The organism is Kosakonia sp. S42, assembly GCF_016624785.1.
Lineage (GTDB): Bacteria > Pseudomonadota > Gammaproteobacteria > Enterobacterales > Enterobacteriaceae > Kosakonia > Kosakonia cowanii.
The window spans coordinates 165,316-178,753 of record NZ_JACVTW010000003.1; the positions used below are offsets into that span (position 1 = coordinate 165,316).

The 13,438-nt window shown below is 56.5% G+C and carries 12 protein-coding genes; 11 read left to right on the plus strand and 1 reads right to left on the minus strand.

Annotated elements, in window-relative coordinates:
• Positions 1-12 precede the first annotated feature (12 nt).
• From dnaJ to nhaR, 3 genes are all read left to right on the plus strand, one after another.
• Complete coding sequence (gene dnaJ / locus IAE50_RS06440) at positions 13-1,155, plus strand: molecular chaperone DnaJ (RefSeq protein ID WP_023480326.1); 1,143 nt, start codon at positions 13-15, stop codon at positions 1,153-1,155.
• 166 nt (positions 1,156-1,321) lie between these two features.
• Positions 1,322-2,488: a Na+/H+ antiporter NhaA gene (nhaA, locus tag IAE50_RS06445; protein WP_200134212.1), complete on the plus strand. Its 1,167-nt coding sequence runs from the start codon at positions 1,322-1,324 to the stop codon at positions 2,486-2,488.
• Between the two features lie 20 nt (positions 2,489-2,508).
• Positions 2,509-3,408 carry a transcriptional activator NhaR gene (gene nhaR, locus IAE50_RS06450; protein WP_200579865.1) on the plus strand — a complete coding sequence of 300 codons (900 nt, stop codon included), beginning with the start codon at positions 2,509-2,511 and terminating at the stop codon, positions 3,406-3,408.
• A 48-nt stretch (positions 3,409-3,456) separates the two neighbouring features.
• Here nhaR and rpsT read toward each other — a convergent pair whose 3' ends face one another.
• Complete coding sequence (rpsT, locus tag IAE50_RS06455; RefSeq protein ID WP_023480327.1) at positions 3,457-3,720, minus strand: 30S ribosomal protein S20; 264 nt, start codon at positions 3,718-3,720, stop codon at positions 3,457-3,459.
• A gap of 327 nt (positions 3,721-4,047) precedes the next feature.
• On the opposite strand from rpsT, the gene ribF reads away from it, so the two are divergent.
• The 8 genes from ribF to carA all read left to right on the plus strand — a co-directional run bounded on the left by ribF (position 4,048) and on the right by carA (position 13,428).
• Positions 4,048-4,989: a bifunctional riboflavin kinase/FAD synthetase gene (ribF, locus tag IAE50_RS06460; protein WP_023480490.1), complete on the plus strand. Its 942-nt coding sequence runs from the start codon at positions 4,048-4,050 to the stop codon at positions 4,987-4,989.
• Positions 4,990-5,034: 45 nt separating this feature from the next.
• Entirely contained in the window at positions 5,035-7,851 is a 2,817-nt protein-coding gene (gene ileS, locus IAE50_RS06465) for an isoleucine--tRNA ligase (protein ID WP_200579866.1), read from the plus strand.
• Positions 7,851-8,351 (plus strand): signal peptidase II, encoded by a 501-nt coding sequence (gene lspA / locus IAE50_RS06470; protein WP_042715392.1) that lies wholly within the window; start codon positions 7,851-7,853, stop codon positions 8,349-8,351. Before ileS ends, lspA begins: the two co-directional genes overlap by 1 nt.
• 106 nt (positions 8,352-8,457) lie before the next feature.
• The gene (gene fkpB, locus IAE50_RS06475; protein WP_054802788.1) at positions 8,458-8,928 is read left to right on the plus strand and encodes an FKBP-type peptidyl-prolyl cis-trans isomerase; all 471 of its coding nucleotides are present in this window, start codon (positions 8,458-8,460) and stop codon (positions 8,926-8,928) included.
• A complete protein-coding gene (gene ispH / locus IAE50_RS06480; protein ID WP_094419331.1) occupies positions 8,909-9,859 on the plus strand; it encodes a 4-hydroxy-3-methylbut-2-enyl diphosphate reductase in 951 nt (316 codons plus the stop codon). Before fkpB ends, ispH begins: the two co-directional genes overlap by 20 nt.
• 75 nt (positions 9,860-9,934) lie before the next feature.
• Positions 9,935-10,849, plus strand: a complete 915-nt coding sequence (rihC, locus tag IAE50_RS06485) for a ribonucleoside hydrolase RihC (protein ID WP_200579867.1) — start codon at positions 9,935-9,937, stop codon at positions 10,847-10,849.
• Between the two features lie 153 nt (positions 10,850-11,002).
• Entirely contained in the window at positions 11,003-11,824 is an 822-nt protein-coding gene (gene dapB, locus IAE50_RS06490; protein WP_200579868.1) for a 4-hydroxy-tetrahydrodipicolinate reductase, read from the plus strand.
• A gap of 455 nt (positions 11,825-12,279) precedes the next feature.
• Complete coding sequence (gene carA, locus IAE50_RS06495; RefSeq protein ID WP_023480398.1) at positions 12,280-13,428, plus strand: glutamine-hydrolyzing carbamoyl-phosphate synthase small subunit; 1,149 nt, start codon at positions 12,280-12,282, stop codon at positions 13,426-13,428.
• The last annotated feature ends 10 nt before the right edge of the window (positions 13,429-13,438 follow it).

The window sequence follows — 13,438 nt, forward strand, 5'->3', positions numbered from 1 at the left end:
GCAGATAAACCGATGGCGAAGCAAGATTATTACGAGATTCTCGGCGTGTCGAAAACGGCCGAAGAGTCTGAGATCAAAAAGGCGTACCGACGCCTGGCCATGAAATTTCACCCGGACCGCAACCAGGGCGATAAAGAGGCCGAAAGTAAATTCAAAGAGATCAACGAAGCCTATAAGGTCCTGACCGATCCCCAGAAACGCGCGGCGTACGATCAGTACGGTCATGCGGCCTTTGAGCAGGGCGGCGGCGGCGGTGGATACGGCGGCGGCGGCTTTGGCGGCGGTGCCGACTTCAGCGACATCTTTGGCGATGTCTTTGGCGACATCTTCGGCGGCGGTCGTGGCCGTCAGCGCGCGGCGCGTGGTTCCGATCTGCGTTACACCATGGAGCTGACGCTGGAAGAAGCGGTACGCGGCGTCACGAAAGAGATCCGTATCCCGACGCTGGAAGAGTGCGACATCTGCCACGGCAGCGGCGCAAAAGCGGGTACCCAGCCGCAGACCTGTCCGACCTGTCATGGCTCCGGCCAGGTGCAGATGCGCCAGGGCTTCTTTGCCGTACAGCAGACCTGTCCGCACTGTCAGGGCCGCGGTACGCTGATTAAAGATCCGTGCAACAAATGTCACGGCCACGGTCGCGTTGAGAAATCCAAAACCCTCTCCGTGAAGATCCCGGCAGGGGTGGATACCGGCGATCGTATTCGTCTGAGCGGCGAAGGCGAAGCGGGCGAGCACGGCGCGCCGGCAGGCGATCTCTACGTTCAGGTGCAGGTGAAACAGCACCCGATCTTCGAGCGTGAAGGCAATAACCTCTACTGCGAAGTGCCGATCAACTTTGCCATGGCGGCGCTGGGCGGCGAAATCGAAGTGCCGACGCTGGATGGTCGCGTGAAGCTGAAAGTGCCGAGCGAAACCCAGACCGGCAAGCTGTTCCGCATGCGCGGTAAAGGCGTGAAATCCGTGCGCGGTGGCGCGCAGGGCGATCTGCTGTGCCGCGTGGTCGTAGAGACGCCGGTCGGCCTGAACGAGAAGCAGAAACAGCTGCTGCAGGATCTGCAGGATAGTTTTGGTGGCCCGACCGGGGAAAATAACAGCCCGCGCTCCAAAAGCTTCTTCGACGGCGTGAAAAAATTCTTCGACGATCTGACGCGCTAAGCGTTTCGCATCACCTCTCTTTATCAACCCGGCGCTGCCGGGTTTTTTTTTGCCCGCTCGCATACCTCGGGAAAACAGAGTTGATAAGCAATAATAATCTGTTTTTAACGAAGAGTGACGAGGAGTAAGATAGCCGCCACGACGTTACAGGGAGTGGGAGAATCCGATGAAGTTTTTGCACCGTTTTTTAAATAGCGATGCCTCAGGTGGCATCGTGCTGATTTGTGCCGCCGCGCTGGCCATGCTCTGCGCGAACCTCGGCGCGACGCAGGAGATTTACAGCTCGTTTTTACAGACCCCAGTCCAGCTGAAAGTCGGCTCGCTTGAGATCAATAAAGACATGCTGTTGTGGATTAACGATGCGCTGATGGCGATCTTTTTCCTGATGGTCGGTCTGGAAGTGAAGTATGAACTGGTAGAGGGGACGCTCGCCAGCCGTCAGCAGGCGGTATTCCCGGTGATTGCCGCGCTGGGTGGAATGGTTGCACCCGCGCTGATCTTCCTGCTGTTTAATGGTCATAACCCGCTGGCAAGCCACGGTTGGGCCATTCCTACCGCGACCGATATTGCCTTTGCCCTTGGCGTGCTGGCGCTGTTAGGTAATCGCGTCCCGCCGGTACTGAAGGTGTTTCTGATGGCGCTGGCGATCATTGACGATCTCGGCGCGATTGTGATTATCGCACTCTTCTACACCAGCGATCTCTCGACTCTGGCGCTGGGCGTTGCCGCCACCGCTATCGCCGTGCTGGCAATCATGAATGCACTCAATGTGCGCCGCATCGGTCTCTATATGTTAGTGGGCGTCGTGCTGTGGACGGCGGTGCTGAAATCCGGGGTACATGCCACGCTTGCGGGCGTTATCGTCGGTTTCTTTGTGCCGTTGAAAAAAGAGAATGGCGTATCGCCGTTACATCAGCTGAGTGATGCGATTAGCCCGTGGGTCGCCTGGCTTATTCTGCCGCTGTTTGCTTTTGCCAATGCCGGGGTTCCTCTTACCGGTATGTCGCTCTCCGGCCTGACGGATGTACTGCCGCTGGGGATTATTGCTGGCCTGGTGATCGGTAAACCGCTCGGTATTTCGCTCTTCTGCTGGCTGGCGCTGCGTTTGAAACTGGCGAAGCTGCCGCATGGCGCGGTGTTCAAACAGATTATGGCGGTCGGTGTGCTGTGCGGTATCGGCTTTACCATGTCGATCTTTATCTCGTCACTCGCCTTTGGTGATGCGCATGCCGATATGATCGCCTGGAGCAAACTGGGCATTCTCACCGGCTCGGTTATCTCGGCCGTGGCGGGTTACTGCCTGCTGCGTACGCGCCTTATCCGCACGGCGTAGTCACCAAAAGGTAAAGCGCCATGTCATATATCAATTACAACCATCTGTACTACTTCTGGCATGTCTACCGGGAAGGCTCCGTCGTTGGCGCGGCGGAGGCGCTTTATTTAACGCCGCAGACGATCACCGGGCAGATCAAAGCGCTGGAGGAGCGGCTACAGGGCAAGCTCTTTAAACGTAAAGGGCGCGGGCTGGAAGCTACCGAACTGGGTCAGCTGGTGTTTCGCTATGCGGATAAGATGTTCGCCTTAAGCCAGGAGATGCTCGATATCATCAACTACCGCAAAGAGGCGAACCTGCTGTTTGATGTCGGCGTGGCGGATGCGCTCTCAAAGCGGCTGGTGAGCGGTATCCTTGATGCCGCCGTGCAGGAGGGCGAGCCGATTCACCTGCGCTGTTTTGAATCGACGCACGAGCTGCTGCTGGAGCAGTTAAGCCAGCATAAGCTCGATATGATTATCTCGGACTGCCCCATCGACTCTGCGCAGCAGGAGGGGCTCTTCTCGGTGAAGATTGGCGAATGCAGCGTCAGCTTCTGGAGCAGCGGCCCGGTGCCCGATCTGCCGTTTCCCGCCTGCCTTGAAACGCGTCGGTTATTAATTCCCGGTCGCCGCTCAATGCTCGGCCGCAAGTTAATGAACTGGTTTCATGTGCAGAACCTGCAGGTGGAGATCCTCGGCGAGTTTGATGATGCTGCGCTGATGAAGGCCTTTGGCGCGAAACATGACGCCATTTTTGTTGCGCCGACCTCGTATGGCGACGACTTCTATGCCGATGCGCGCATGGTGGAGATCGGCCGGCTCGACAACGTGCAGGAGGAGTATCACGCGATTTTTGCTGAACGGATGATCCAGCATCCGGCGGTGCAGCGCATCTGCAATCGCGACTACTCGGCGCTTTTCGCGCTCCGCCAGAAATGAAAAAACCCGCCGAAGCGGGTTTTTTTTACAAAGCGATCAGCGAAGCGATTAAGCCAGGCTGTTGATACGCGCGGTCAGGTTAGCCTTATGACGCGCTGCTTTGTTTTTGTGGATCAGACCTTTAGCGGCCTGACGATCCACGATCGGTTGCATTTCGTTAAATGCATTCTGCGCAGCGGCTTTGTCGCCAGCTTCAATAGCTGCGTATACTTTCTTAACGAAAGTACGCATCATTGAGCGACGGCTAGCGTTGTGCTTGCGAGCCTTTTCAGACTGAACGGCGCGCTTCTTAGCTGATTTGATATTAGCCAAGGTCCAACTCCCAAATATGATCTTTATGGACAATTCAAAGGCCGGGGAATATGCCCTTTTAGCCTTCTTTTGTCAATGGATTTGTGCAAATAAGCGCCGTTAAGCAACGACGCTCGTTACGTAGTGATGGCGCAGGATTCTAACAGCTTGCGTGTCGCGAATACAGCTTTTCCACCAGAAAAAATCGTGCATAACGGCAGATTCTCACCACAGCCAGCGGCAGCCTGATGAAAAGCCTCTCCTTTCTGACGCGATAAGGCAATCGCCGGTTAACGTTGCCCGCTGTACAAGGTATAATCCGACGATTTTCACTGTTTTGAGCCAGACATGAAGCTGATACGCGGCATACATAACCTCAGTCATGCACCGCACGGGTGTGTGCTGACTATTGGTAATTTCGACGGCGTACATCGCGGTCATCAGGCGTTGCTACAGGGGCTGGGCGCAGAAGGGCGCGCGCGCGGCCTGCCGGTGGTGGTGATGATTTTTGAACCGCAGCCGCTGGAGCTGTTCGCCGGGGAAAAATCCCCCGCGCGGCTGACGCGTCTGCGCGAGAAGCTTCGCTGGCTGGCCGAGTGCGGCGTGGAGTATGTTCTCTGCCTGCGCTTCGACAGGCGTTTTGCGGCGCTGACCGCACAAACCTTTGTCAGCGACCTGCTGGTCGACCGCCTCGGTGTGAAATTTCTCGCAGTCGGTGACGATTTCCGTTTTGGCGCTGGTCGCCAGGGGGATTTCTTGTTATTACAGAAGGCCGGCGAGAAATATGGCTTTGACGTCACCAGTACGCAAACCTTCTGCGAAGGCGGCGTGCGGGTGAGCAGCACCGCGATTCGCCAGGCGCTGGCGAACGACGACCTGGCGCTTGCCGAGAATCTGCTTGGCCGCCCGTTCAGCATCTCCGGGCGCGTTGTCCACGGCGATGCGCTGGGGCGTACCATCGGTTTTCCGACGGCGAATGTGCCGCTGCGCCGCCAGGTCTCCCCGGTAAAAGGGGTCTACGCGGTTGAAGTGGCGGGCCTCGGCGACACGCTGTTGCCGGGCGTTGCCAATATTGGTACCCGTCCGACGGTGGCAGGTATTCGCCAGCAGCTGGAAGTGCACCTGCTGGATGTTGCAATGGACCTTTATGGTCGCCATATAGACGTAGTACTGCGTAAAAAAATACGTAACGAACAGCGCTTTGCTTCCCTCGATGAACTGAAGGCGCAAATCGCCCGAGATGAGGTAGCGGCCCGTGAGTTTTTTGGGCTATCTAAACCGGCTTCTTAAGGCCTGGTGGTATTAATCAAACCGAAATACGGAACCGAGAATCTAATGAGTGACTATAAATCTACCCTGAATTTGCCGGAAACAGGGTTCCCAATGCGTGGCGATCTCGCCAAACGCGAACCGGGAATGCTGGCGCGTTGGACTGATGATGACCTCTACGGCATCATCCGTGCGGCGAAAAAAGGCAAAAAAACCTTCATTCTGCATGATGGCCCTCCATATGCGAATGGCAGCATTCATATTGGTCACTCGGTTAACAAGATTCTGAAAGACATTATTGTGAAGTCCAAAGGGCTCGCAGGTTATGACTCGCCTTACGTTCCGGGTTGGGATTGCCACGGTCTGCCGATCGAACTGAAAGTCGAGCAGGAGTACGGCAAACCGGGCGAGAAGTTTACCGCCGCCGAGTTCCGCGCCAAGTGCCGTGAATATGCCGCCACGCAGGTAGACGGGCAGCGCAAAGACTTTATCCGTCTGGGCGTGCTCGGCGACTGGTCGCACCCTTACCTGACCATGGACTTCAAAACCGAAGCCAATATCATCCGCGCGCTGGGCAAAATCATCGGTAACGGCCACCTGCTGAAAGGGGCTAAACCGGTGCACTGGTGCGTCGACTGCCGTTCTGCGCTGGCGGAAGCGGAAGTTGAGTATTACGACAAAACCTCACCTTCTATCGACGTCGCCTTCCAGGCCGTCGATCAGCAGTCGGTGAAAGCGAAATTCGGCGTTGATTCTGTTAACGGCCCGGTTTCGCTGGTTATCTGGACCACCACGCCGTGGACCCTTCCTGCTAACCGCGCTATCTCCCTCTCTCCGGAGTTTGAGTACGCGCTGGTGCAGGTTGACGGTCAGGCGGTGATCCTGGCAAAAGATCTGGTTGAGAGCGTGATGAAACGCACCGGCATCAGCGATTATCGCGTGCTGGCTACGGTCAACGGCGCTGAGCTTGAGCTGATGCGCTTCAAACACCCGTTCCTCGATTTCGACGTGCCGGCGATCCTTGGCGATCACGTGACGCTGGAAGCGGGTACCGGCGCGGTGCATACCGCCGGTGGTCACGGCCCGGACGACTACACCATCAGCCAGAAGTACGGTCTGGAAATTGCCAACCCGGTTGGCCCGGACGGTCGCTATCTGCCGGGCACCTACCCGACGCTGGACGGCATTAACGTCTTCAAAGCAAATGACATCATCGTGGCGCTGCTGACCGAGAAAGGCGCGCTGCTGCACGTCGAGAAGATGCAGCACAGCTATCCGTGCTGCTGGCGTCACAAGTCGCCGATCATCTTCCGCGCTACGCCGCAGTGGTTCGTCAGCATGGATCAAAAAGGGCTGCGCACGCAGTCGCTGCAGGAGATCAAAGGCGTGCAGTGGATCCCGGACTGGGGCCAGGCGCGTATCGAATCGATGGTCGCTAACCGTCCTGACTGGTGTATCTCCCGTCAGCGTACCTGGGGTGTGCCGATGTCGCTGTTCGTTCATAAAGATAGCGAAGAGCTGCACCCGCGTACGCTGGAGCTGATGGAAGAGGTAGCAAAACGCGTTGAAGTTGACGGCATTCAGGCCTGGTGGGATCTCGACCCGCGCGACATCCTCGGCGATGACGCCGACAGCTATGTCAAAGTGCCGGATACGCTGGATGTCTGGTTTGACTCCGGTTCAACCCATGCTTCCGTCGTCGACGTTCGCCCGGAGTTTGCAGGCAACGCAGCAGACATGTATCTGGAAGGTTCGGATCAGCATCGCGGCTGGTTTATGTCCTCCCTGATGATCTCGACAGCGATGAAGGGCAAAGCGCCTTATCGTCAGGTGCTGACCCACGGTTTCACCGTTGATGGCCAGGGCCGCAAGATGTCGAAATCGATCGGCAACACCGTTTCGCCGCAGGATGTGATGAACAAACTCGGCGCGGATATTCTGCGTCTGTGGGTGGCATCAACGGATTACACCGGTGAAATCGCCGTTTCTGACGAGATCCTCAAGCGTGCAGCCGATAGCTATCGTCGTATCCGTAACACCGCGCGCTTCCTGCTGGCGAACCTTAACGGTTTCGATCCGGCGAAAGATATGGTGAAACCGGAAGATATGGTGGTGCTGGATCGCTGGGCTGTCGGCTGCGCGAAAGCGGCGCAGGAAGATATCCTGAAAGCTTACGAATCCTACGACTTCCATGAAGTGGTGCAGCGCCTGATGCGCTTCTGCTCCGTGGAGATGGGCTCCTTCTATCTAGACATCATTAAAGACCGCCAGTACACCGCGAAAGCGGATAGCCGTGCGCGTCTCAGCTGCCAGAGTGCCCTCTATCACATCTGTGAAGCGCTGGTGCGCTGGATGGCACCGATCATGTCCTTCACTGCGGATGAGATCTGGGGCTACCTGCCGGGCGATCGCGAGAAGTATGTCTTCACCGGCGAGTGGTACGAAGGCCTGTTTGGCCTCGCGGACAGCGAAGCGATGAACGACGCCTACTGGGCCGAGCTGCTGAAAGTGCGTGGCGAAGTCAACAAGGTGATCGAGCAGGCGCGTGCCGATAAGAAAGTGGGCGGCTCCCTTGAAGCGACGGTGACGCTGTTCGCGCAGCCGGAGCTGGCGGCGAAACTGACGGCGCTGGGCGATGAATTGCGATTTGTCCTGTTGACCTCCGGCGCGCAGGTTGAGGATTATGCCAGCGCGTCTGCGGATGCACAGCAGAGCGAACTGCTCAAAGGGCTGAAAGTAGCGCTGAGTAAAGCCGATGGTGAGAAGTGCCCGCGTTGCTGGCATTACACCCATGATGTCGGTCAGGTGGCGGAACACGCAGAAATTTGCGGACGCTGTGTTAGCAACGTCGCCGGTGACGGCGAAAAACGTAAGTTTGCCTGATGAGTAAACCGATCTTTTCAACAGGGCTGCGCTGGCTATGGCTGGTCGTGGCGGTGCTGATTATCGATCTGGGCAGTAAATACCTGATCCTCCAGAACTTCGCTCTGGGGGAGACGGTTTCTCTGTTCCCGTCGCTAAACCTGCACTATGCGCGTAACTATGGGGCGGCGTTCAGCTTCCTCGCCGACAGTGGCGGCTGGCAACGCTGGTTCTTCGCGGGTATCGCTATCGGTATCTGCGTGGTGCTGGCGGTGCTGATGTACCGCGCTAAAGCGTCGCAAAAGCTGAATAACATCGCCTATGCGCTGATTATTGGCGGCGCGCTCGGTAACTTGTTCGACCGTCTGTGGCATGGCTTTGTCGTCGATATGATCGATTTTTATGTGGGCGACTGGCATTTTGCTACCTTTAACCTTGCCGATACCGCAATCTGTATCGGCGCGGCGCTGATCGTGCTGGAAGGGTTTTTACCCTCCGCCGCAGTGAAAAAACAGGCGTAAGCCATAAAGCGTTGTAGGCCCGGTTATTAAGCCGGATAAGCGTAGCGCCATCCGGCATGCAATATAGCCCGGGTCCTACATTCGCTATCACATAAGAGCAACCTGCATGTCTAAATCCGTACAGAGCGACAGCGCAGTGCTGGTGCACTTCACGCTCAAGCTCGAAGATGGTTCACTTGCCGAATCCACTCGCAACAACGGTAAGCCGGCGCTGTTTCGCCTTGGCGACGGTTCCCTTTCCGAAGGGCTGGAGCAACATCTGCTTGGCCTGAAGGCCGGGGAGAAAAAGGTCTTTTCCCTTGAGCCAGATGCCGCCTTCGGCACACCGAGCCCGGATCTGATCCAGTACTTCTCGCGCCGTGAATTTATGGACGCCGGCGAGCCTGAAATCGGCGCGATTATGCTCTTTACCGCAATGGATGGCAGCGAAATGCCGGGCGTGATCCGCGAAATCAACGGCGACTCGATTACCGTCGATTTCAACCATCCGCTGGCGGGCAGAACCGTCCACTTTGATATCGATGTGCTGGAAGTCGATCCGGCACTGGAGGAGACAGATGCAGATCCTGTTGGCTAACCCGCGCGGTTTTTGCGCTGGCGTTGACCGCGCTATCAGCATTGTTGAAAACGCGCTGGCCATCTACGGCGCGCCGATTTATGTGCGTCACGAAGTGGTGCACAACCGCTACGTGGTCGACAGCCTGCGCGAGCGCGGTGCCATCTTTATTGAGCAGATAAGCGAAGTGCCGGACGGCGCGATCCTGATCTTCTCGGCGCACGGCGTTTCACAAGCGGTGCGCAACGAAGCGAAAAGCCGTGATTTAACGGTCTTCGACGCCACCTGTCCGCTGGTCACGAAAGTGCATATGGAAGTGGCACGCGCCAGCCGTCGTGGCGAAGAGGCGATCCTGATTGGACACGCCGGTCACCCGGAAGTGGAAGGCACCATGGGTCAGTACAGCAACCCGAAAGGGGGCATGTACCTGGTTGAGTCGCCGGATGATGTGGCGACGCTTGAGATCAAAGATCCGGGCAAACTCTCCTTCATGACCCAGACCACGCTCTCCGTCGACGATACCTCTGATGTCATTGACGCCCTGCGCGTGCGTTTCCCGCAGATCGTCGGGCCGCGTAAAGATGATATCTGCTACGCCACCACCAACCGTCAGGAAGCGGTGCGCGCACTGGCTGAACAGGCGGAGGTGGTGCTGGTAGTCGGGTCGAAAAACTCCTCCAACTCCAACCGGCTCGCCGAGCTGGCGCAGCGGATGGGCAAAGCGGCCTATCTGATTGATGATGCCTCTGATATCCAGGAGCGCTGGGTTCAGGGCATTGCCTGTGTCGGTGTTACCGCTGGCGCGTCCGCGCCGGATATTCTGGTGCAGAACGTGATTACCCGCCTGCAGGAGCTGGGCGGCGGCGACGCCATCCCGCTTGAAGGACGCGAAGAGAATATCGTCTTCGAAGTGCCAAAAGAGCTGCGGGTCGAGGTTCGCGAAGTCGAGTAACCTTTTTCCCGAGGGTTATGCGAAGATGCCAGACTGAGTCTGGCATTTTTTTTGACCATTTTTCGTGGAGGGGCTATGGGTCTGCCAATCATTCTCGACACCGATCCCGGTATTGACGACGCCGTGGCGATTGCCGCCGCGCTGTTCGCACCTGAGTGCGATCTGAAACTGATCACAACCGTTGCCGGTAATGTTTCGCTGGAGAAAACCACCCGCAACGCGCTGCAATTGCTTCACTTCTGGAACGCAGATGTCCCGTTGGCACAGGGAGCCGCTACGCCTTTGCTGCGCCCGCTCTACAGCGCGGCAAATGTGCATGGCGAATCGGGGCTGGATGGCTACGACTTTATTGAACATGCACGCCAGCCGCTGGCGATCCCGGCTTTTCAGGCGATCCGCGACATGCTGCTGGCCTCGCCTGAACCCATTACGCTAGTGACCATCGGCCCGCTGACCAATATCGCGCTGCTGCTTACCCACTACCCGGAGTGCCAGTTCAACATCCGTCGGCTGGTGATGATGGGCGGCTCTGCCGGGCGCGGTAACTTTACGCCGAGCGCCGAATTTAATATCGCCGTCGATCCCGACGCCGCGGCGCGCGTTTTTGCCAGCGGGCTGGATATCGTCATGTGCGGCCTGGATGTCACCAACCACGCGACCCTTTCGCCCGCGTTTCTGGCCACGCTTCCCACCCTTAACCGCACCGGCAAAATGTTGCATGCGCTTTTCAGCCACTACCGCAGCGGCAGCATGGCGACCGGGCAGCGCATGCACGATCTCTGCGCTATCGCTTACCTGGTTCGCCCGGATCTCTTTACCCTCAAACCCTGCTTTGTGGCGGTTGAGACGCAGGGGCAGTTCACTACGGGCGCGACGGTGGTGGATATCGACGGCAAGCTGGGGATGCCCGCTAATGCGCAGGTAGCGCTGGATATGGATGTTGAGGGTTTTCGTACATGGTTCGCCGGGGTGCTGGCGCTGGCACCTTAATAACGAAGCCAGGCTCTTGTCATGCCTTTTACTGATATTTGCTGGTGTATATCATTAATTTCTAATTATCGACGTTTTCGGCTGGTGGCTCAGCGATGGGCTGGTTAATCTGGAAACGATTTTTACGCATTTAATTAACAAAAGAGCACAACTATGCATGATGCAGCAATCCGCGTAGCCATCGCGGGCGCTGGCGGTCGTATGGGCCGACAGCTGATTCAGGCGGCGCTGGCTATGGAGGGCGTGTCCCTTGGTGCAGCGCTGGAGCGGGAAGGTTCATCTCTGCTGGGAAGCGATGCGGGCGAACTCGCAGGCGCAGGTAAAAGCGGTGTCACGGTGCAGAGCAGCCTTGAGGCAGTGAAAGATGATTTCGATGTCTTTATCGATTTCACCCGCCCGGAAGGGACGCTGCACCATCTTGCGTTTTGCCGTCAGCACCATAAAGCCATGGTGATCGGCACCACCGGTTTTGATGACGCGGGCAAGCAGGCCATCAGCGATGCGGCGCAGGAGATTGCCATCGTCTTTGCCGCCAACTTTAGCGTTGGCGTAAACGTCATGCTGAAGCTACTGGAGAAAGCGGCGAAGGTGATGGGCGACTATACCGACATTGAAATTATCGAAGCGCACCACCGCTATAAAGTGGATGCACCGTCAGGCACGGCGCTGGCGATGGGTGAAGCGATCGCCAGCTCACTGAATAAAGAGTTAAAAGAGTGCGCGGTTTATTCGCGTGAAGGCCATACCGGTGAGCGTGTTCCTGGCACCATTGGCTTTGCTACGGTTCGCGCCGGGGATATCGTCGGCGAACATACGGCGATGTTCGCCGATATTGGCGAACGTGTCGAGATTACGCATAAAGCGTCAAGCCGCATGACCTTCGCTAATGGCGCGGTGCGTTCCGCTTCATGGCTAAAAGACAAAGAAAGCGGTCTTTTTGATATGCGTGATGTCCTCGATCTCAACAATCTGTAAGCGTTTTTACCCTTCGTGATGTGGTTGTTGCAGTCATAATGGATTGATTGCAAAGGGCAATAATTTATTGCCCTTTTATTTTGTCATCTATAAATGATTTTTGCTTTCAAGCCGCTAAATTACACACTTTATGAGTGATTTTTTGTTTCTAAAATGTAAATTTTGACCATTTGGTCTGGTTTTTCACTCCGGCGACCACTCAGATACAATTTTCTTCCCACGCAAGCGTTTTCCCGACTCCGCTTATCTTCTTTTTTTATCTCTTAAACCCTGTAAAAGCAGGCAGTGGCGTAAAAGAGAAAGAAAAATAGGCCTCATAAGTTGACTTTTATCCCGCATCTCTCCAGAATGCCGCCGTTTGCCAAAAATCCACGGCCAGCAAATTTGCATTGATTCATCATCCTGATATGAATTAATATGCAAATAAAGTGAGTGAATATTCTCTGGAGGGTGTTTTGATTAAGTCAGCGCTATTGGTTCTGGAAGACGGAACCCAGTTTTACGGTCGGGCCATAGGGGCAACGGGCACGGCGGTTGGGGAAGTCGTTTTCAATACTTCAATGACCGGTTATCAAGAAATCCTCACTGATCCTTCCTATTCCCGCCAAATCGTCACTCTTACTTATCCTCATATTGGCAATGTCGGCACCAACGCGGCTGACGAAGAGTCCTCTCAGGTGCATGCGCAGGGTCTGGTGATTCGCGACCTGCCGCTGATTGCCAGCAACTACCGCAGCACTGAAGATCTCTCTTCCTACCTGAAACGCCATAACATCGTGGCGATTGCCGATATCGATACCCGTAAGCTGACCCGCCTGCTGCGCGAAAAAGGCGCACAGAACGGCTGCATTATCGCGGGCGAAAACCTCGACGAGACCGTGGCGCTGGAGAAAGCGAAAGCCTTCCCGGGGCTGAACGGGATGGATCTGGCGAAAGAGGTAACGACTCAGGAGAGCTATAGCTGGACGCAGGGCAGCTGGACGCTGGCGGACGAGCTGCCGGAAGCGAAACAAGAGAGCGAACTGCCTTACCACGTTGTGGCCTATGATTACGGCGCGAAACGCAACATTCTGCGCATGCTGGTGGATCGCGGCTGCCGCCTGACGGTAGTCCCGGCGCAAACCCCGGCCGCAGAAGTACTGAAAATGAATCCGGACGGCATCTTCCTCTCTAACGGCCCCGGCGACCCGGCACCGTGCGATTACGCCATCGACGCGATTAAAGCGTTCCTGGAAACCGACATTCCGGTGTTCGGCATCTGCCTCGGACACCAGCTGCTGGCGCTGGCGAGCGGTGCGAAAACCGTGAAGATGAAGTTTGGTCACCACGGCGGCAACCACCCGGTAAAAGATATCGACAACAATACGGTGATGATCACCGCGCAGAACCACGGCTTTGCCGTCGACGAGGCTTCTATGCCTGCTAACCTGCGCGTTACGCACAAATCGCTGTTCGACGGCACGCTGCAGGGCATTCACCGCACCGATAAGCCGGCCTTCAGCTTCCAGGGCCACCCGGAAGCCAGCCCAGGCCCGCACGACGCCGCGCCGCTGTTTGACCACTTTATTGAATTGATTGAGCAGTATCGTCATACCGCCAAATAATCAGGAGAAA

Excerpts from the sequence above, each read along its gene's own strand:
- nhaR (WP_200579865.1), top strand. The coding sequence starts at position 2,509 with ATGTCATATATCAATTACAACCATCTGTACTACTTCTGGCATGTCTAC.
- ileS (WP_200579866.1), top strand. The coding sequence starts at position 5,035 with ATGAGTGACTATAAATCTACCCTGAATTTGCCGGAAACAGGGTTCCCA.
- fkpB (WP_054802788.1), top strand. The coding sequence starts at position 8,458 with ATGTCTAAATCCGTACAGAGCGACAGCGCAGTGCTGGTGCACTTCACG.
- lspA (WP_042715392.1), top strand. The coding sequence starts at position 7,851 with ATGAGTAAACCGATCTTTTCAACAGGGCTGCGCTGGCTATGGCTGGTC.
- nhaA (WP_200134212.1), top strand. The coding sequence starts at position 1,322 with ATGAAGTTTTTGCACCGTTTTTTAAATAGCGATGCCTCAGGTGGCATC.
- ribF (WP_023480490.1), top strand. The coding sequence starts at position 4,048 with ATGAAGCTGATACGCGGCATACATAACCTCAGTCATGCACCGCACGGG.
- dnaJ (WP_023480326.1), top strand. The coding sequence starts at position 13 with ATGGCGAAGCAAGATTATTACGAGATTCTCGGCGTGTCGAAAACGGCC.
- dapB (WP_200579868.1), top strand. The coding sequence starts at position 11,003 with ATGCATGATGCAGCAATCCGCGTAGCCATCGCGGGCGCTGGCGGTCGT.
- ispH (WP_094419331.1), top strand. The coding sequence starts at position 8,909 with ATGCAGATCCTGTTGGCTAACCCGCGCGGTTTTTGCGCTGGCGTTGAC.
- rihC (WP_200579867.1), top strand. The coding sequence starts at position 9,935 with ATGGGTCTGCCAATCATTCTCGACACCGATCCCGGTATTGACGACGCC.